At 71.3% G+C, this 19,803-nt stretch carries 13 protein-coding genes; 3 read left to right on the top strand and 10 right to left on the bottom strand.

Translation table 11 applies throughout. The features are described from left to right. Positions 1 to 278, bottom strand: a 278-nt coding sequence (locus tag C7416_RS21020; protein WP_404851326.1) for an aldehyde dehydrogenase family protein, incomplete at its 3' end; no start/stop codon positions are given. 297 nt (positions 279 to 575) lie between these two features. Between C7416_RS21020 and C7416_RS21015 the strand changes: the two genes are divergently transcribed. Further along, positions 576 to 1,463, top strand: coding sequence for a LysR family transcriptional regulator (locus tag C7416_RS21015; protein WP_111520706.1), 888 nt, complete (start codon positions 576 to 578; stop codon positions 1,461 to 1,463). Here the strand turns inward: C7416_RS21015 and C7416_RS21010 are convergent. From C7416_RS21010 to C7416_RS21000, 3 genes are all read right to left on the bottom strand, one after another. After that, on the bottom strand, positions 1,460 to 2,392 hold the full coding sequence (locus C7416_RS21010) for an alpha/beta hydrolase (protein WP_111520705.1): 933 nt from the start codon (positions 2,390 to 2,392) through the stop codon (positions 1,460 to 1,462). The two genes, C7416_RS21015 and C7416_RS21010, sit on opposite strands and share 4 nt — an antisense overlap. Before the next feature lie 126 nt (positions 2,393 to 2,518). Beyond that, positions 2,519 to 2,929, bottom strand: a complete 411-nt coding sequence (gene cueR / locus C7416_RS21005) for a Cu(I)-responsive transcriptional regulator (RefSeq protein ID WP_111520704.1) — start codon at positions 2,927 to 2,929, stop codon at positions 2,519 to 2,521. Next, the gene (locus C7416_RS21000; protein WP_111520703.1) at positions 2,929 to 5,457 is read right to left on the bottom strand and encodes a heavy metal translocating P-type ATPase; all 2,529 of its coding nucleotides are present in this window, start codon (positions 5,455 to 5,457) and stop codon (positions 2,929 to 2,931) included. The genes cueR and C7416_RS21000 overlap by 1 nt, the downstream gene beginning before the upstream one ends. 195 nt (positions 5,458 to 5,652) lie before the next feature. On the opposite strand from C7416_RS21000, the gene C7416_RS20995 reads away from it, so the two are divergent. After that, a complete protein-coding gene (locus tag C7416_RS20995; RefSeq protein ID WP_111520702.1) occupies positions 5,653 to 5,853 on the top strand; it encodes a heavy-metal-associated domain-containing protein in 201 nt (66 codons plus the stop codon). A gap of 67 nt (positions 5,854 to 5,920) precedes the next feature. Here the strand turns inward: C7416_RS20995 and C7416_RS20990 are convergent, their stop codons facing one another. Further along, complete coding sequence (locus tag C7416_RS20990; protein ID WP_111520701.1) at positions 5,921 to 6,643, bottom strand: OmpW/AlkL family protein; 723 nt, start codon at positions 6,641 to 6,643, stop codon at positions 5,921 to 5,923. A gap of 269 nt (positions 6,644 to 6,912) precedes the next feature. After that, positions 6,913 to 8,898, bottom strand: a complete 1,986-nt coding sequence (locus C7416_RS20985) for an alkyl/aryl-sulfatase (RefSeq protein ID WP_111520700.1) — start codon at positions 8,896 to 8,898, stop codon at positions 6,913 to 6,915. Between the two features lie 200 nt (positions 8,899 to 9,098). On the opposite strand from C7416_RS20985, the gene C7416_RS20980 reads away from it, so the two are divergent. Further along, positions 9,099 to 9,740, top strand: coding sequence for a TetR/AcrR family transcriptional regulator (locus tag C7416_RS20980; protein WP_111520699.1), 642 nt, complete (start codon positions 9,099 to 9,101; stop codon positions 9,738 to 9,740). On the opposite strand, the gene C7416_RS20975 is transcribed toward C7416_RS20980, so the two are convergent. The 4 genes from C7416_RS20975 to C7416_RS20960 all read right to left on the bottom strand — a co-directional run bounded on the left by C7416_RS20975 (position 9,741) and on the right by C7416_RS20960 (position 19,782). Next, positions 9,741 to 10,694 carry a delta(1)-pyrroline-2-carboxylate reductase family protein gene (locus tag C7416_RS20975; protein ID WP_111520698.1) on the bottom strand — a complete coding sequence of 318 codons (954 nt, stop codon included), beginning with the start codon at positions 10,692 to 10,694 and terminating at the stop codon, positions 9,741 to 9,743. Positions 10,695 to 10,787: 93 nt separating this feature from the next. After that, positions 10,788 to 13,013 (bottom strand): penicillin-binding protein 1C, encoded by a 2,226-nt coding sequence (gene pbpC / locus C7416_RS20970; protein ID WP_111520697.1) that lies wholly within the window; start codon positions 13,011 to 13,013, stop codon positions 10,788 to 10,790. Beyond that, entirely contained in the window at positions 13,010 to 13,714 is a 705-nt protein-coding gene (locus tag C7416_RS20965) for a lysoplasmalogenase (protein ID WP_111520696.1), read from the bottom strand. Before C7416_RS20965 ends, pbpC begins: the two co-directional genes overlap by 4 nt. Next, a complete protein-coding gene (locus C7416_RS20960; RefSeq protein ID WP_111520695.1) occupies positions 13,711 to 19,782 on the bottom strand; it encodes an alpha-2-macroglobulin family protein in 6,072 nt (2,023 codons plus the stop codon). The genes C7416_RS20965 and C7416_RS20960 overlap by 4 nt, the downstream gene beginning before the upstream one ends. Positions 19,783 to 19,803: the final 21 nt, after the last annotated feature.

The following is a 19,803-nucleotide window of genomic DNA, read 5'->3' as shown; positions in this document are numbered from 1 at the left end:
CCGTGCTCGCGCGTGATCAGCGCGGCGAGGTCGTCGTGGTGCTGGTCCAGCAGCTCCTTGAACTTGAACAGGATGCGCGCGCGGCGCAGCGGCGGCGTATCGGCCCACGCCGGGAACGCGGCTTTGGCGGCGGCGACGGCATCGGCCACGTCCTGCGCGGTGCCCAGCGCGACGCGCGCGGCAACTTCGCCGGTGGCGGGATTGAATACGTCGGCCAGGCGCTGCGAGGCGCCGCGTGTCTGCCGGCCCGCGATGCTATGGCCGATGATGGCCTGCACTGCGCTGGCCTCTGCAAGGATGTCTTCCACTTCCGCTCCTGGATGCTGGTTCCCCGGGGCGATTCTGCCTCCGGTCCGTCCCGTCGATCTTTGCGTCCGGTGAAGACGCTGCCACGCTGCGCCGCGCACCGGCCACAGCACGCCGTGGCACGTATGGCGTGCGGCACAAGACTTCGGGCCATGGTTGAGCGCAAGCTTGGTGCAGTTGCGCGGCCCCGTCCAATGATTTATCGTCAATCGCAATATAAGCCGCGCAAAATATTGCGCCGCACCACACCTCACCGTTCCGCCGCCCCCTTGGACCTCCACCACCTGCGCGCCTTTGTCGCCGTCGCACGCGAAGGCAACCTGACCCGCGCCGCGCAGCGCCTGCACCTGACCCAGCCCGCGGTCAGCCTGCAGCTGAAGGCGCTGCAGGCGGCCTGGCGCATCCGGCTGTTCGAGCGCACCGCGGCGGGCCTGACGCTGACCGCCGATGGCGCCGCGCTGCTGCCGCTCGCCGAACGCATCCTCGATGGCGTGGGTGACCTGCAGCACACCGTCAACGCCATGCATCACACCGTGCGCGGGCGGCTGGCGATCGGCACCATCCTCGACCCGGAATTCACGCGACTGGGCCCGATGCTGCACACGCTGGTCGAGCGCCATCCGCAGATCGGCACCGAGCTGCGCCACGGCATGTCGGGCTGGGTGCTGCAGCAGGTACGCAGCGGCGCGCTCGATGTGGGCTTCTACCTGGGCCAGCCGTCCGAAGCCGGTTTCCATGCGCTGACGCTGACGCCGTTCTCGTATTACGTGGTCGCGCCCAAGGGCTGGAAGGAGCGCACCGCGCTGCGCTCGTGGGCGCAGCTGGCGACGCTGCCATGGATCTGGACCCCGCCCGAATCGGCGCACAACCGGCTGCTGTCGGCGCACTTCGCAGAGGCAGGCGTGGATCCGGCCACTGTGCCCAAGGTGGCGCACGTCGACCAAGAAGCGTCGATGCGCGACCTGGTGCGCTCGGGTGTGGGGCTGTCGCTGGTGCGCGATGCCATTGCGCTACGCGAGTCGCATGCGCATGGGCTGGTGATCGTCGAAGGGGTCTCGGTACAGACCGAGCTGACGCTGGTCTGCCTGGCCGCGCGCCGCGACGATCCGGTGGTTGCGGCGGTGTTTGGCGTCGCCGAGTCGGTGTTCCGTACCTAGCGCTGCGGGCTGCCGAGCCGGCGCTGCAGCCAGCCGGTCAGCGCCGCAAACACTTCGCCGCGCAGCGGCTGCGCTTCATTGAAGATCTCGTGGTAGCCGTGGTCGAACCAGACCTGTTCGCGCAGGTCGGGCGGCGCGCTGTCGAAGAAGGTGCGGCTGCCGGCCGGGTCGACGATGCGGTCGGCGCCGCCGACCAGCATCAGCATGGGCGCTTCCAGCAGCGCCGCGTCGGCCTGCGCCTGCGCCATGCCGCGGATAAATCCTTCGAGCACGCCGGCGGTGATGGTGGTCTGCACCAGCGGATCGGCGCGGTAGGCCGCGACCACCGCCGGGTCATGCGACAGGTGCCGTGCATCGATCGGGTTAGGCACGCGCAACCGCGGCGCCAGCGTCAGCAGCACGCGGTGCAGCGTCAGCGCCGGCCGCGACAGCCGCAGTGCCAGCGCCGGCGACGACAGCACCAGCGCGCGCACCGGCCGCACCCGCGCGGTGGCAAAGCGCGCCGCGATCAGGCCGCCCATGCTGTGGCCGAGCAGGATCGGCAATTCATGCCAGCCCGGCACCGCGGCATCGTAGATCTCGGCGAGGTCGTTCAGGTAGGTGTCCGGATGGTCCGCGACCATGCGCGCGCCGCCGCTGGCGCCATGGCCGCGCAGGTCGAAGGCACGCACGCGCAGCCCCAGGCCGCACAGCAGATCGGCGACATGCTGGTAGCGCCCGGCGTGTTCGGCAAGTCCGTGCACCAGCAGCACCGAGCCGATCGGTTCGGCAAAGCGTGCCGGGTCGGGTTGCCACGTGCGCAGCAACAGTTCGGTGCCGTCGCGCATGCGCTGGCGGCTCTGCACCGGCGCATGAGTGCCCGCCGGGCTCGCGGCGGGCTTGCTGGCAACGCCGGCCAGGGCCGGATCGTCCGTCATCGGCTGTTCCATTTGCACAGGTCTCCTGCCGGCGCGCGCGGGCCAGGCGCGACGCCAGCTATCGTTGTTGTTATGGAGTCCGCGGCGCCGGCAGGTGCCGGCCCTGCTGTGGCTGCAACCGTGGCGTCAAGCGCGCCTTCAGCTGTGGCAGGCCGGCGCCTCCGGCTGCGCCATGTCGGCCAGGATCGGGCAGTCCGGCCGGTCGTCGCCACTGCAGTGCTGCGCCAGTTCGCGCAGCGTGTCGCGCATCGCCGCCAGTTCGGCGATGCGCTGCTCCAGGTCGGCCACGTGCCGCAGCGTCAGCGCCTTGACGTCGGCGCTGGCGCGGTCGCGGTCGTGCCACAGCGACAGCAGGTTGCGGATCTCGTCGAGCGAAAATCCCAGATTACGGGCCCGCCGCACGAAGCGCAAGGTATGCACCGCGCGTTCGTCATAGCGGCGGTAGCCGCCGTCGGTGCGCGGCGGCGTCGCCACCAGCCCGATCGATTCATAGTGGCGGATCATCTTGGCCGATACGCCCGAGGCCTGTGCCGCTTCGCCGATATTCATCACTCGCCTCCTTGCGCCGCGAGGGAAGCGGCTTGCGTGGTGCCGGCCTGGGCGCGCCAGCGGCGCAGCAGCAGCGCATTGCCGACCACGCTGACGCTGGAGAACGCCATCGCCGCGCCCGCCACCACCGGATTGAGCATGCCGGCCGCGGCCAGCGGGATCCCTACCACGTTATAGAAAAAGGCCCAGAACAGGTTCTGGCGGATCTTGCGCACGGTGCGGTGCGAGACCGCCAGCGCATCGGCCACCAGCGCCGGGTCGCCGCGCATCAGCGTGATGCCGGCGGCATGCATGGCGACGTCGGTGCCGGTCGACATGGCAATGCCCACGTCGGCCGCGGCCAGCGCCGGCGCATCGTTGATGCCGTCGCCCACCATTGCCACCACCGCGCCGTCGCGGCCCAGCGCCTGCACGCGCGCGGCCTTGTCTTCGGGTAGCACTTCGGCCTGCACGTCATCCAGCCCCAGCGCCTGCGCCACCCGCGCCGCGGCGCCGGCGTTGTCGCCGGTCAGCATCACCGTGCGCACGCCGGCGGCACGCAGCCTGGCGATCGCCGCCGGCGCGCCCGGCTTGATGGCATCGCCGAACGCGACCAGCCCGGCCACGCGCGGCGGCGTGGTCTGCACCAGCCACGACACGGTGCGGCCTTCCGCCTGGAGTTGCTGCGCCACGGCGCCCAGCGCGCCGGCCGGCGCGCCCAGCGACTCGCGCAGGCGCTCGCTGCCCAGTTGCAGCGCCTGGCCGTCGACCACGCCGGCAATGCCGCGGCCCGGCAGGGCCTGCACGCCGCTGGCCAACGGCACGGCGATGCCGCGCGCCTGCGCCGCGGCCAGCACCGCCCGCGCCAGCGGATGCTCGCTGCCGGCCTGCAGCGCGGCCAGCTGCGCCAGCAACGCGCTGCCGTCGGCGTCGGCAGGATCGGCCGCATGCAGCGCCACCACCTCGGGCTTGCCCACCGTCAGCGTGCCGGTCTTGTCGAACGCCACCACCCCGACCCGGTGCGCCACTTCCAGCGCCTCGGCGTCCTTGATCAGGATGCCGGCGCGCGCGCCGGCGCCGGTGCCGGCCATGATCGCGGTGGGCGTGGCCAGCCCCAGCGCGCACGGGCAGGCGATCACCAGCACCGCCACGGCATTGAGCAGCGCCGCCTCCCAGTCGCCGGCAAACAGGCCCCAGCCAAGCACCGTCACCAGTGCAATGACCAGCACCACCGGCACGAACACCGCGCTGACGCGGTCGACCAGGCGCTGGATCGGCGCCTTGGCCGCCTGCGCGTGCTCGACCATGCGGATGATGCGCGCCAGCACGGTCTCGGCGCCCACCGCCACGGTGCGCGCCACCAGCAGGCCTTCGAAATTGATGGCGCCGCCGGTGATGCGGTCGCCAGGCTGCTTCGGCACCGGCAAGCTTTCGCCGGTCAGCATCGATTCATCGGCATGGCTGGTGCCTTCGACCACTTCGGCGTCCACCGGGATGCGCTCGCCGGGCCGCACCACGATTTCATCGCCGACCGTTACGGTGGACAGCGGCACGCTCTGCTCGACGCCGCCGCGCCGCACCCGCGCGGTATCGGGGCGCAACGCCGCCAGCGCGCGGATGGCATCGGCGGTCTGGCGCTTGGCGCGCGTCTCGAGCCACTTGCCCAGGCGCACCAGCGTGATCACCACCGCCGCGCTCTCGAAATACAGGTGCGGCATGGCATCGGCCGGGGTGCGCCACATCAGCCACAGCGACAGCCCGTAGGCGGCGGTGGTGCCGAGCGCCACCAGCAAGTCCATATTGCCGGCGCCGGCGCGCACTGCCTTCCAGCCGGCCTTGTAGAAGCGCCAGCCGAACACGAACTGCACCGGCGTGGCCAGCAGCCACTGCACCCACGCCGGCAGCATCCAGTGCACGCCGAACCATTCGAGCACCATCGGCGCCACCAGCGGCAACGACAGCGCCGCCGAGATCGCCACCGGCCACGGGCCCTCCCAGAAGGCCGGGCGGGTGGCCTGCCCCGGCTGGCCGGGCTGGGCCAAGGCGCCCGCAGCGGCCGCTGCATCCGCCACCAGTGTCGCGCCATAGCCGGCGCGCACGACTGCGCCTGCCAGCGCCGGGGCATCGGTGGCGCCGCGCAACAGCGTCACGCTGGCGCGCTCGGTGGCCAGGTTGACGGTGGCCTCGACCACGCCCGGCACGGCGCGCAGCGCCTTTTCGACCCGCGCGACGCACGAGGCGCAGGTCATGTCGGCGATATTCAGTTCGACGGTGTCATGGGGCACGCTGTAGCCGGCGTCGGCCACGGCGCGCGCGGCGGCGGGCAGCACCGCGGCGGACGCCGCGCGCAGCGTGGCGGCCTCGGTGGCCAGGTTGACGGCGACGTCGCGCACGCCGGGCACCTTGGCCAGGGCCTTTTCGACGCGTCCCACACAGGAGGCGCAGGTCATGCCTTCGACCGGCAGCCGCCACTCGGGCATGGCGTCGGCGGGCGGGTTGCGGTCGGTGCGGACCGGTTGGGAAGCAAGCACAGCGCTGGAATCTGGCATGGTTCTGAGTCATCCACAGTGTCGATGTCAGCATCATGGACCTTACCATCATTGGAAGGTCAAGGCCCCCTGCAGATGACGCCAGCGCCACGTCTCATGAGAAATTTCCCCTTGCGCTTCCCATCGTGGCAAGGTTCACACTATGTCTGTCGCGGCCCGATGCCGCGTTTCCATCCCGTTCAGGAGCGTTCCAACATGATCCAGTTCCAGGTAGAAGGCATGACGTGCAACCACTGCGTCGGCGCCATCACGCGTGCCGTGCTTGCCGTCGACCCCGCCGCGCGCGTCAGCGCGGATGTGCCGGCCCAGTCCGTTCGCGTCGACAGCGGCGCCGACACGCAGGCGTTGCGCGAGGCCATCGAGGAAGCCGGCTACCCTGTCAAATCGGTGGCCTGAGCCGTCGCCGCCTCAGCAAAAAAGGGCGCCCCGGGCGCCCTATTGTTCAGCCTGCGTTGTGCCGCGCTCAGAAGCGGTAGCCCACGTTCAGGTACGTCACCACCGGATCGATCTTGATCTTGGTGTGCGACCGGATCGTCACCGGACCAGCCTGGGTCGTAAACGATGCCCGGGTCGAAATCGGCACGTAGGACACCGACAGCCCGACGAACCAGTTGTCGTTGATGGCGTAGGTGGCGCCGATATTGAACACCGGGTTCCACGACGGCTTGGCGCTGGCGGTCATGCGCGCGCCCGGCGCGAACTCGCGGTTGACGAAGTTCTGGTTGGTGATGGTCTCGTCGGTGAACCAGGTGTAGTTCACGCCGATGCCGACATAGGGACGGAATTTGGTCTTGGCATCGAAGAAGTGGTACTTGACCACCAGTGCCGGGCTCCACTGCTTGACCGAGCCGAGCTTGCCGTACTGGGCGTAGTTGCCGGTGCCCTTGACGTCATGCTTGGGTGGAATGCCCGCGACGATCTCGCCGGAGATGTTGTCGGTGAAGAAGTGGGTGAAGGCCAGGCCGAGCGTGTCGGCGGACTCGATTTCCGCGCCGGTGTTCGGCCGGGTCATGCCGACCGGGCGACCGCCAATGCTGTCCACGGTCAGTGGATCGGCGGAGCTGTTCGGCATCACGCGGAACCAGCCCATGCTGACGATATTGCTGCCCGCGGACTGCGCGTGTGCGGCTCCGGTCAGCGCCATCACGGCGCCCGCGGCCAGCATCTTCTTATAGGTCGATTTCATAATCCTCTTACTCCTCTTTCGGTAACTGCCGCGTGCATTATCCGGCCAGCCCGCGCGGGGTTGTTTCATCAATGACACGGATTCGTAGAGGCAGCCCCCTAAAGGGAGGGTTAACCATGAAAAAAAGCGGCGGCAGCGGCTCCCCGGACCACCGTCCGCAGCATCCACGCAACGGTTTATGCCGTGCGGCGGAAAAAACCCTCACGTGGAAGCGGTTTTAGGCGCCCGGCGCGCAATAGCGGCCGCGCGCCTCGCCTGCGCGATAGTCGTCAGGGCGTGACGATGGCAAAGTTTGGCTCGGCCTTGTCCATCAGCCCGGCCCACGCCGCCAGCGCCTGCGGGTCGCCCTCGACGCGTGCGCGGCCGGCCTGGGTTTCGGCCTGCAGCGTGGTCTGGCCGGCCAGCACGCCCATCAGCACGGCGCGCGGCATGGTCAGCGTGGCCTGCGGCGCGGCATGCTGCGCGTCGGCCTTGTAGCGGAACACGCCGTTTTCGACGCTCAGCGCGAAGCGCGTGCCGGTGTCCGGCTGTACCCAGTTCAGCGCCAGCGTCTTGCCGGCGGCGCGGTCGCCGTTGAGGCTGATCGCCAGGTAGTCCAGGAACATGGTGTCCGTCATCGCGCGCAGCACGTCGGGGCTGCCGGCGCGGCGGCCGGTCCTGGGCGGGCCGCTGCGCAGTTCCGCGGCGCCGCTCAGGTAGGCGTTGCGCCAGGTCGACGATTCCGCCTGGTAGCCGAGCTGCTCCAGCGCATCGGCCTCGAGCTGGCGCGCCGCCTGGTTGGACGGGTCGGCAAAGACCACGTGCTTGACCACCTCGGCGACCCAGCGGTACTCGCCGCGCGCATAGGCCGCGCGGGCCTGCTCCAGCACGCGCGCGGCGCCGCCCATGAATTCGACATAGCGCTTGCCCGCCTCTTCCGGCGGCAGCGGGTTCAGGTTGGCCGGGTTGGCGTCATACCAGCCCAGGTAGCGCTGGTACACCGCCTTGGCGTTGTGGCTGACGGTGCCGTAGTAGTCGCGCAAGTGCCACTCGCTCGCCAGCGACGGCGGCAGCTTCACGCGCTCGGCAATCTCGGCCGGCACGTAGCCCTGGTTGGCCAGCCGCAGCGACTGGTCGTGGATGTACTTGTAGCCGTCGCGCTGCTTGCCCAGGTAGGTGACGATCTCCTGGCGGCCCCAGGTCGGCCAGTGGTGCTGGGCGAACAGCACCTCGGTGCGGGCGCCGTAACGGTCGATGGTCTCGTCCAGCGCGCGCCACCACTGGTTGGCGTCGCGCACCTGGGCACCGCGGATGGTGTAGAGGTTGTGCAGGTTGTGGGTGGCGTCCTCGGCCGCGCACAAGGCCTGCCACTGCGGGAAGTACATCAGCATCTCGGCCGGCGCCTCGGTGCCGGGCGCCATCAGGAACTCGATCTGCACGCCGTCGATGGTGCGGGTCTCGCCGGTCTTGTGGATCAGGTCGGTCGGCGGGATCAGCGTCAGGGTGCCGTGCGCGACCGCCTTGCCCAGGCCCGCATCGACCTGGCCGGTGGCCGAGCGCGGCAGGTTGAAGCCATACATGTACTGCGCGCGGCGGCTCATGGCGGTGCCGGCAAAGACGTTCTCGCTGACGGCTTCTTCCATGAAGCCATCCGGCGCCAGCACCTTGACCCGCCCGGCCCTGACGTCGTCCTCGCTGATGACGCCCTTGACGCCGCCGAAGTGGTCGCCATGGCTGTGGGTGTAGATCACCGCCACCACCGGCTTCTTCGGCCGGTGCCTGAAGTAAAGCTCGAGGCCGGCGCGCGAGGTTTCCATCGCGGTCAGCGGGTCGATCACGATCAGCCCGGACTCGCCCTCGATGATGGTCATGTTGGCGATATCGAAACCGCGCACCTGGTAGATGCGATCCGTCACCTGGAACAGGCCGTGATGCAGGTTGAGCCGGGCCTGGCGCCACAGGCTGGGGTTCACGGTAGGAGGCGCGGTATCCGGCTTGAGGAACTCATAGGGTTCGAGCGACCACACCACGTTGCCTTTGGCGTCACGAATCTCGGTGTTGTCGAGCGTGCCGATAAAGCCGCGGCGCGCCGCGTCGAAGTCGCGCTGGTCCTGGAACGGCAGCTGTTGCAGCACCGCGGCGTTGGCGCGGGCGGTGGCATCGGTGGCGGGCTTGCCGGCGCCGGGCGCGGCGGTGGCGGCAACGGCGTTCCCGGCGAGGCTGAAGGTGGCGGCGGCCAGCGCGGCGGCGGCGGCCAAGGTGGTCGGATACGGCATCCTGGTCTCCTGGATCCTGCGCCGGACGCAACGGTGCGGCCGGCAAGACTCATGTCATTGTGCTGAACGTTCAGTACAATTACGGAGTTTGCTGGCAGACCGCGTCTACTGTCAAATAGAGCCCGGCCGCCCATGCAGGCGCCGCGACGCCGTGTCTCGCCAATTTGCAGCCCTGTTACCGCCCTGTTACCGCCCCCACCATGCCCCCGAACCGTCAGTCCACCGAGCCTGCAACCACCGCCTCCGCCCCGGTCGCAAAGAACCGGCGCGGACTGGAAACGCGCGAACGCGTGCTCGCGGTCACGCGCGGGCTGATCAGCGCACATGGCTACGCCGAGGTGACGCTCGACCAGATTTCCGCCGAGGCCGGCGTGGCCAAGAGCAGCCTGCTGTGGCATTTCGGCAGCAAGGAGATGCTGCTGGCGGAGGCCGCCACCAGCCTGTTCCGGCAGATCGGCGAGGAACTGGGCGCCGAACCGCAGCACGGCAGGACCGCGGCACGGCGGCTCGAGAACAGCTTCGACCGGGTCGCCGGCTATCTCAGCGCCAATCCCGAGGCCAAGGGCGTGGTGCTGGCGCTGCTGTTCTCCGGCAGCGTGCCGGCCAGCGTGCGCGAGGAAATCCGACGCAGCTGGGACAGCCACGTGCACGACCTGGTCGCCGCGCTGTCGGCGCCCGGCCGTCCGCTGCCGGCACCGATGGCGCGCCTGATGATCGCCACCATCCACGGCTGCTACTGCCACTGGTACGCCAGCGACCGCAGCGAACCGATCGCCGCCTTCCTGGCGCCCGCGCGCGAACTGTTCGGCGACTGGCTGCGCGAGCGCGACCGCGAGCGCTGATCAGGCGCGGCTGGCGAGCACGCACGCGGCCAGGTCCCATAGCGCATAGCCCACGCTCTTAAACACCAGCGGGCTGCCCGTGCGCGCGCGGATCGCGTCGGCCTGCAGGATCGCGCTCTCGAACGGCTGCACGGCGGCCCAGTCGATGCCGGCCTGCAGCAGGTCGCCGGCCTCGTCCTCGATGCCGAACAGGGTATCGGCCAGCAAACGGCCATGGTCCGCGGCGGCATGGCACAGTGCAGCCGGCAGTTCGCACATGTCGGGCCGGAACGCGCCGACCGCGGCAATGAAGTGATGGTCGTGCCAGAGCCCGCTGTCCAGGTCCGGCAGCACCGGGCTGCGGCTCGACGTCACCGTGACCACCATCGACACGCGCGGCAATACCGCCGCGACCGACTCGGCCACCTGCGCTTCCACCCCCAGCGTGCGCGCATGCGCGGCCAGCGCCTCGGCCTTGTCGCGCGTGCGCGAATGCAGCCACAGCCGGCGCACGCCCAGCCCGGCGACGAAGGCCTCCAGGTGCGTCAGCGCCTGCACGCCCGCGCCGACGATCAGCAGTTCGCCGTCCGGGCGCGCGGCAAAGCGCTGCGCCGCCAGCAGCGACACCGCCGCGGTGCGCCGCCCGGTCACGGTGGGACCGTCGAGCATGGCGATGCGCGCGCCGGTATGCGCATCGGCCACCACCACTTCGCCGAGGATGCTGGGCAGGCCGCGCTGCGGGTTGCCGGGATGCACGGTGATGTTCTTGGTCATCACCAGCTCGCGGTTGCGCGCGGGCATCACCAGCAGCGTGCCCGCGCCCTGCTGCGCGTCGCCGACCGGCAGCGCGATGCGCGGCGGCGCCATGGCGGTGCCGTCGCGCAGTTCGGCCAGCATGTCGGCGATGGCTTGCGCCAGTTGGGGATACGGCAGGCGCGCCGCGGTGGCGGCGGCATCGAGGGCAACGAGGGACATGCGCGGGCTCCTGCGGGGATATGGCGAAGCGCCATTATTGCCCACGGCCGGCGGCGCTGGCCGTGGCGCGGTCCGAACCCTTCGATACGGGCCTCAGCGCCGGGCCGCGGGTACGGGCGCGCGCACCGAAGCGCCGCGCACTTCGATGCCGATGCGGTCCACCACCTTGCCGGCGGCGTCGAGCAGCTCCACCTGGTGCCGGCCCGGCCATGGCAGCCACGCCACTTCGCCGCCCCGCCCGAGCGGCTTGCCGTCCATGCGCCAGCTGACCGCGCGTGCCGTCTGGCCAGCCACGCCCTGCGCATGGAACCACACCCGCTGCGCGGCCGGCGGCATGTCGGGATCCAGCGCAAACACGGTGCCGTCGGCCGGCGTGGCGATCATGGGCGCGCCCGGGCGCGCGGAGGGCGCCGCCACGCTGACGTGCCGGACCGCGGTGCCCGCCAGAAACACTTCATCGCGCGCAGGCTCCAGCCCGTCGTCGAAGCCCAGCGCCCCGCGCTCCACGCCGGCAGGCATGGCCGGCGCCTGGCTCGGTTGCGCGCGGTGCAGGACTTCCATCACGTCGTGCCACACCGGGGCCGCGCCCGACACCCCGGACACGTCGCGCATGCTGGCGCCGCTGGCATTGCCGACCCACACGCCCACGGTGTAGTGCTGCGACCAGCCGATGCACCAGTTGTCGCGCATGTCCTTGCTGGTGCCGGTCTTGACCGCGGTCCAGAAGCGCGTGGTGAGCGGGCTGTCGAGGCCGAAGGTGCGGGCGCGGGCGTGGCGGTCGGACAGGATGTCGGCGATCACGTAGCTGGCGCCCGGCTGCATCACGGCCTTCGCCGCCACCGCAGGAGCCCCCTGCCGCAAGCGCGGCGGCGCGTAGCTGCCGCCATTGGCGAGCGCGCGGTAGGCATTGGTCAGCGCCAGCAGCGACACATCCGCGCTGCCCAGCGCCAGGCTGTAACCGTAGTAGTCGCCCGCCTCGGTCAGCGGCAGCCCTAGCGCCACCAGGCGCTTGTGGAAGCGGTGCGGGGTCACCATCACCAGCGTGCGCACCGCCGGCACATTCAGCGATGCGGCCAGCGACGCGCGCAGGCTGACCCAGCCGGCATAGCGGTGGTCGTAGTTCTGCGGCACATAGAGCCCGCCGCCGACCGGCAGGTTCACCGGCCGGTCATCGAGCAGCGAGGCCGCGGTCAGCCGCTTCTCTTCGAGCGCCTGCTGGTACAGGAACGGCTTGAGCGTCGATCCCGCCTGGCGCAGCGCCGCCGCGTGGTCCACCTGCGCGGCGCCGGACAGCGCGCCGGACGAGCCCACGTAGGCCAGCACGTCGCCGCTGGCGTTGTCGATCACCACCACCGCGCCGTCCTCGACATTGCGCCCGGCCAGTTCGCGCAGGTGGCGGTCCAGGCTGGCCACGGCAGCGCGCTGCAGGCGGGCGTCGAGCGTCGACGCGATGCGCGCCGGCATGGCGGCGCCGGCCGGCAGCTGCGCGCGCGTCTCGCTGATCAGGTGCCGCGACAGGTGCGGCGCCAGCTGTCTGAACCCCGCCGACGGCGCTGCCGCCGCGGCGCGCTGCGCCACCGGGCCGGTGCGCAGCAGCGCCAGTTGCGCAAAGCCTTCCAGGCCGTCGCACTCGCGCGGCAGCCGCATCTCGCGCAGGATGCCGCAGGCGCGGCTGGCCACCTGCGCGGCGCGCGCATTGGGCGCGCGCACCAGCGCCACCGCCAGCGCCGCTTCGCGCGCATCGAGGCCCTCGGGGAATTTGCCGAACAGCACCTGCGACATCGCCGACAGGCCCACCAGTTCGCCGCGGAACGGCACCAGGTTGAGATAGGCCTCCAGGATCTGGTCCTTGCTCCAGCTGCGCTCCAGCACTGCGGCACCGGCGGCCTGCCCCAGCTTCTGCGTCAGGCTGCGCCCCTGCCCCGGCGCGCCCGGCCGGCGCAGGTCCTCGTCGAGCAGGCCGGCCAGCTGCATCGTCAGCGTGGAAGCCCCGCGCGTGCGCGTGTTCCACAGGTTGGCCCAGGCGGCCGCGGCCACGCCCTGCCAGTCGACGCCGCTATGCGCGTAGAAGCGCCGGTCCTCCGACAGCACGATGGCCGTGCGCAGCGCGGGCGAGGTGTCGGCCAGCGCCACCCAGTCGCCGCGGCGCGCGCGGAAGTCGTCGCGCACGCGGCCGACCGGCTCGCCGTCGCGGTCCAGCACCACCACATCGGCGCTGCGCCAGTCGGCGCGCACCTGCGCGAAGCTGGGCAATGCCGCCGCCGGCGTGGACCAGGCCAGCGCCGCCGCCATCGCAATCAGGGCCAGGCGCGGTGTCATGGCTGCTTGCGTCCCGATACCAGGCCCGCGACCAGCAGCACCTGCGCCGCGGCGTAGGTCCACCAGATGCCCAGCTGGAACGACTCGAACGGCACCAGGAAGCGTGCGATGCCGATCATCAGGTCCGACGCGGCAAAGCACAGCGCGCCCAGCGCCGCCAGCGGCGTCGGCAGGCGCGCCACCAGCGCGCTGCACACCATGGCGGCGAGCACGCCCACGTACAGCGTCACCGGCACGGCCAGCGTGCCGAGGTTGGGCCAGAAGCGGCCCAGCATGGTGCCCGCCACGCCGAGCATGGCGCCGCAGGCAATCAGCCGGTGCGGGCGGGTATCGCCCGCCAGCGGCACCAGCAGGCGCAGGTAGGCCAGGTGCGCCAGCAGGAAGGCGCCGAGTCCGCCGACGAACGAAAACGACAGCGTCGGCAGCGCCAGCAGGAAATCGCCCAGCGCCGAGCACAGCAGCGCCGTGACCAGCCAGCGGCGCTCGCCGGGCACGCGATGGAACCACGCGGCGCGCGCCAGCAGCACCGCCATCGCCGTCTTCCATGCCGGCTGCATGGCGATATGCCCGGTCAGCGGCGCGCCGTCGGGCAGGTCCAGCGCCACCTGCACCAGCAGCGCGCCATAGATGAGGCCGGCCATCGCGCCCGCGAGCCACCACTCGCGCACGCGCGCCGGCATCATCGCGGAAAGCCAGCTCATGGGCGCGCCCCGACCGCCAGCCGCGCATTGGGCGCCACGCCGAACACGTCGGGCGCGTACATCGCTTCGACCCGCGTGGGCGGCAGCGCGAAGTCGCCGGCGTTGTTCAGCCGCACCGTGTATTCGACCGAGACCTTGCCCTTGGGCAGGTAGCCGAAGTACTCGCGGTAGGCCTGCGGCGTGCGTTCGATATAGGCCGGCCAGGCCGCGCCCTGGCGCCGCTCGCCGCGCGTGGCGATGGCCGAGTCGCGGCCCAGCCCGCTGCCGAGGATGGTGGCGCCGGCAGGTACCGGATCGCTGACCACCACCCAGGTCATGTCGGCCTGCGCATCGATCTCCAGCTTGACGCGATAGACGTCGCCGCGCGACCACTTGCCCGGCACCGCCTGCTCCTGCGCCGTCACGGTGCGCTGGATGCGGTAGCCTGCCGCCAGCGGCGCGGTCACCGGCACCGCCGCCATGGCGCGCACCGTGGCCCACGGCTGGCCCGCTCCGGCCTGTTCCACCTGCAGCGTGCCACCGTCGGCCCCGGCCGGCCACGGCAAGTCGATGCTGCCCTGCGCCACGCCGTCAGTACGCTGCGCGCGCGCCCAGTCGAAACTGCGCGCGGCGTCAGCAGCATGGCTGATGCTGGCGCGCGTGGTGCCGGCCACCGGCGTCTTCTCGAACGCCTGCGCAAAGCGCGTCACCGCCAGCATGCCCCAGGCATTGGCGGTGGTGGTGCCCCAGGCGCCATGCACCTGGCGTCCCAGCAGTCCGGTGGCCAGTTGCGGCGCATCTTCCTTCCAGCCCGGCAATTCCGACGCCAGCGCCAGCAGGCGCGCGGCATTGACGTCGCCGCCGGCCATCATCCACCACCAGTTGTCGTTGCGCTCGGTGGAGAACGCCAGGCGCGTGCCCTGCACCGTCAGGCGCGAGCGCAGCAGCTGCTGCGCCTCGGCCAGGCGCTGCTCGCGCTGCGGGATGTCCTGCACGCGCGTCAGCAGCAGGGTCCAGTCCAGCAGCGCGGAGGTCGGCCATTGCGCCGGCAGGATCTGGATCGATCCGAGCATGCGCGCCTGCGCATGGCCGGTGCGCGACAGCGCCTCGAGCGCGGCCAGCTTGCGTACCTCCAGATACTGCGTGCCGCCTACCGGCGACCAGCTGTCGCGGCGGATGCGCCCTTCGACGAAATCGGCCAGGCCGCGCTCCATCTGCGCGCGCTGCGCGTCGGGGATGCGCAGCGCCTGCCCGGCGCGCGCGGCCTCGTCGGTCACCGCCAGCAGGTAAGCGGTCAGCACTTCGCTGCCGTAGTCGCTGTCGCTGTTCAGCGGGAAGTAAGAGGCCAAACCGTTGGCATCGAGGTAGGACGGCAGCTGCGCCATCAGCGCGTCCCACGCGGCGCTGTCGTTCAGGCCGATGGCCTTCGAGGCGCGCTGCTCCAGGCAGGTGAACGGATAGTAGCGGAACCACTCGCGCACGCCCGGCATGCCGCCCGCCAGCGACGACTGGAAGTCGACCTGCACCCCGCCGCGCAGCTTGCCGGCCGGATCGGCCAGCGCGCCCGGCGGCGCCTTGACCGGGATCGACAGCGACGGCGCCAGCTGCGCCAGGGTGGCCTGCTGCACCGTGACCGGCACCGCCGGCACGATCTGCTGCGACACCTTGATGCGGTCGGAGGCGCCCCCGGTGCCTTGCTCGCTCGCCTGCACCTCCCACATCACCGTGCCGGTGCGCGCATAGGCCAGCAGCGCGGGCGCGGTCACGTCCCAGCCGATCTCGCGCGCCTCGCCGGCGGGAATCTGCACGGTCTGCGCCGGCAGGCCGGCCTCGTTGCCGAGCAGCGTGCCGCGCGCGCTGGCCTGCACCGTCATGGCACGCCTGGTGGTATTGCGCAGCGTGAACATGGCGCGGTAGCGGTCGTCCTCGCGCACCAGCGGCGGCAGGCCGGAAATCACCTGCAGGTCCTGCGTCGCGGCGATGGTGGCGCTGCCGGTGCCGAAGCGGCCCAGGCCCAGGTCCGCCACCGCGACGATGCGGAAGCTGGTCAGCGAATCGTTGAGCGGCACTTCGACGCTGGCCCGGCCCTCGGCGTCGAGCTGCACGCGCGGGTTCCACAGCAGCAGCGTGTCGAACAGTTCGCGCGTCGGGCTCTTGCCGCCGCCGCCGCCCGCCGGCACCGCCTTGCGCCCGTAGTGGCGGCGCCCGATGATTTCCATCTGCGCGGTCGAGGTTTCGACGCCGTAGCCGCGCCGCTGCAGCATCGCGTCGAGCAGGTCCCAGCTGGTGTTGGGCATCAGTTCCAGCAGCGCCTGGTCCACCGCGGCCAGCGCCACTTCGCCGTTGGCGGCGGGCTTGCCGTCGGGCAGCCTGACCTGGATCGCCACGCGCGCCTTGCCGCGCACCGGGTAGCTGGTCTTGTCCGGGGTCACGGCGACGTCGAGCCGGTGGCCGGCGTTGCCGACGCGGATCTCGGCCAGCCCGAGCCGGAACGCCGGCTTGGACAGGTCCACCAGCGCGGTTGGCGCCGCATACTCGCGCCCTTCGCTGCGGAATGCGCGCCACCACTCGCCCGGCTGGCGCCAGCCCCAGGTGAAGAACGAATACCACGGCACCTCGTGCAGGCGCCCGCGCAAGGCCAGCACCGAGACGTAGACGTTGGGCCCCCACTCCGGCTTGACCTGCACGCGCACGGTCGGATCGCTGCCGTGCAGTTCCACCACCTGGGTCTGGTAGATGCCTTCGCGCTCCACCGCCACCAGCGCGGTAGCGTGGCGGAACGGCATGCGCACCTGGAACACCGCGGTGTCGCCCGGCGCGTAGGACTTCTTCTCCGGCAGCAGGTCGATGCGGTCATGGTTCTCGCCGCCGAACCACAGCTCGCCCTGGCGCGTGACCCACACCGTGGTGGCGGCCTGCGCGGTGCGGCCGTCCTTGTCGCGCGCGCTGGCCACCAGTTCGATCTGGCCGGCCTGCTCCAGCGCCACCTCGCAGCGCGCACGGCCCTGCGCATCGGTGCGGGTTTCGCACACGGTGCCGAGGTCGCGCGTCTCGGTGCGGTTGTCATAGCGGTAGAAGCCGCCCACCACGCGCTTGCGCGCCGAGGTGGTGATGCGCGCGCGCGCATTGACCTTGACCGGGGCGTCCGCCACCGGCTTGCCGTTGACGTCGAGCACCACGCCATGCACCGCCAGCTTCTGCTTCACCGAGACCCAGTCGTCGGTGCGGATGCCGGCCACCACCGCCGCCGGCCAGACCGGCACGGTCTGGCGCAACGTCTGGATCTCGCCGTTGGGATCGGCAAAGCCGGCCTCGAGCACCAGGTCGCGCGGCGCTTCGTTCCTGGGCAGCTTGCGCAGCGTCACGCTGCCATTGCCGTTCTTGTCCAGCGTCAGCGGCAGCTTGTCGGCGACCAGCTGCTGGCCGTCGGCACTGGCATCGCCCTGCTGGTCTTCATCCATCTCCTCGTCGCCGCCGCTTTCGCGCTGCGCGCGCGGCGGGGTGAACGAGAACTCGTCGTAGCCGGGGAAGCTCACGTACTTGTCGCGCAGCAGCGCGGACACGCGCACCGGCAGCCCGGCCGCGCCGCCGCCGGACAGATAGTGGATCTCGACCCCGACTGGCAGTTCGGCCGGCGCCACCACCGGCCCGGCCTTGCCCGCCACCTGCAGCGTGCCGGCCAGCACCGGCAGGCGGAAAGCCTCGACCCGGAAGCTGCCGCTGGCGTAGCTGCGCGCGCCGCCGTCGTCCTGCGCGCCCTCGCCCTTCTGCGTCTCCAGCTCGACCGTATAGACCCCGAGCTTGGCCGCCGCCGGCACCTGGAAGGTGCTCTCCGCGCTGCGCCCGCCGGTTGCGGTCTGGCGCCATTGCAGCGGCAGCTCATAGCTCTGGCCGCTGCCTTCATGGCGGATGGTCACTTGCGTGGGCAGTGGACGGCTCGCCGGCGGCAAGGAAAAGCCCTGCGCGGTCTCGGCGCGGATCAGGTGCTTCATCGACACGGTTTCGCCGGCGCGCAGCAGGGTACGGTCGAAGATGGTGTGGGCGCGCACGGTGGGCGTGGCGCTGGTGTCGGTCGGCACGTTGAAGCGCCAGCTCTCGATGCCGCGGTTCCAGTCCGACATCACGAAGGCCATGTCGGCCTTGCCGCGCGCCTGGGGGTGCGTGGCGGCGATGCGGGCGGAGACGAAATAGCCCGACAGCCCGTTCTGGTCGCACGCGCTCTCGGGTGCCGCGGCCAGTCTGGCAAAGCGCGCCACCCCGCTGGCATCGGTACGGCCTTCGCCCAGCAGGCGTCCGCTGCAGTCGCGCACCGCCACCGCGGCGTCGCGCACCGGCTTGCCGTCGTCCAGCGCGGTGACCCAGGCCACCGCGCTGCGGCTGCCATCGTCTTCGTTGCCGGTGCTGCGGCCCAGCTTGAAATGCACGCCCAGGTTGGTCACCAGCGCCGCGGTGCGCACGTACATCGGCGCGCGCTTGCCCAGCAGCGCCTCGCCCAGCATCGGCGAGGCGATCTCGACCACATGGAAGCCGGGCTCCGGCAACGGGATCCCGACCACTTCGAACGGCCGCGGCGCATCGCCCGACGGCTTCGGCACCGCCAGCTTCTGCACGCCCGGGGCGCGCTCGAGCAGCGATACCGAGCGGGTTTCGATCGACACCGCGTTGCGCGGGTTGTTGACGCGGTACGGCGAGCGGCCCGCCAGCACGGCGTCGAGCTCGCCGCGCGTGTAGCTGGCCTCGTGCAGGCGGCGCACCAGGCCCAGCCACTGCATCACGGCGGCATCGTCGTCGACGCGCAGCTTCATCACGGTGCCGGCACGGGCCTGCACGCCGCGCACGGCAAGGTCGGCTTCGACATTGCGCAGCGTCACCGGCAGCAGCGGCGGGTAGTCTTGCGCCGACTTGCCGCGCGGCAGCTCGCCGAAGCGCTCGACCACGCCGAACGGCGCCGCGGCAAACTTGGCCAGCGGCGGCATCGCGGCCGTGGCCACCTTGAGCGGGAACAGGTCGGCATTGGCGAGCGCGCGGCCGCTGTCGTCCTGCAGCTTGCGTGGCACTTCGATGGTGAACTGCGCCTTCTCGGCGAACGGTGCGGCAAAGGTGAGCGCGCTGACGCTGGCGTCCGGCGCGAGGTCAGGGTCGAACTGCGGCGCGCGCGGGCCCGACGGGGTCTTCAGCACCACGCTCTCGGCCAGCTTGCGCGGCACCGGCGCGGAGAACGTCACCGTCATCGGCCGCAGCGGCGTGCAGGGCGACTGCGCGTGTTCGCGTTCGCAGCTGAAGCTGGCGGTAAACGGCTCGCGCACGGTGTAGTCGAAGCGGCGTTCCTCGCGCGTGGCGACGCCGGACGGCGTGGCGATGCCCGCGCCCAGCACCAGCTGCACGCGCGCCGCGGCCGGCAGCCGCTGCTGGCAGGCAAGCAGGTGCACCGCGTCGGGCATCGGTTTGGCGAGGCGGTCCCAGCGGATCGCTTCGAGCACGGCCTCGCGCTCCTTGCCGGCCAGCAGCCGCACCGGGATGCGTTCGCCCAGCCCCTGCGCCTGGCACCAGGCGTGCTCGCGCACCGAGGCCGCGGTGGCGGCGCCGTTGAAGCGCAGCGCGAAGACCTGGTCTTCCTCGATCTCGCCGCCGGAGGGCCGGCTCGAGACCACGGTCGGGCCGCCGGTCTCGAAGCGGTATTCCGCCTTGCCGGCATAGGCATTGCCGGCCTCGCTGCGCAGCCCGGCGCGCATGCGCACGGTGCAGCGCACGCCCGGCGGCAGGTCGCTGGCGAAGTCGTAGACCCAGTTTTTGGCGTCGATCCAGCGGGCCTGGCCGCTGGTGCTGGCGCCGGTACAGGAAACCGCCGCGGGTGCCGCGGCCTGGACATCGCCCATCGGCACCATGGCTTCGTCGAAGCGGATCGCCACCTGCCGCACCTGGCCGACCGTGCCTTCCGGCGAGAAACGGCTCACCTGCGCGGCCAGCGCGCCGCCGGTCAGGCTCGCCAGCGCGGCCGCCAGGGCCACCGCCGCGGATACCCGCGCCCGGTGCGATTGCTGTAGCGAACTGCCAAGACCCCGATCGGCTCGGGCGACGATTCCCTTCATCCTGCCATCCTCCGTTCCCGC

Origin of the sequence: Cupriavidus phytorum, assembly GCF_003254285.1 — a bacterium.
In the GTDB taxonomy this organism is placed as follows: Bacteria; Pseudomonadota; Gammaproteobacteria; order Burkholderiales; family Burkholderiaceae; genus Cupriavidus; species Cupriavidus phytorum.
Note: the sequence above shows the minus strand (reverse complement) of the source record. Positions and strands in the feature narration are given on the sequence as shown.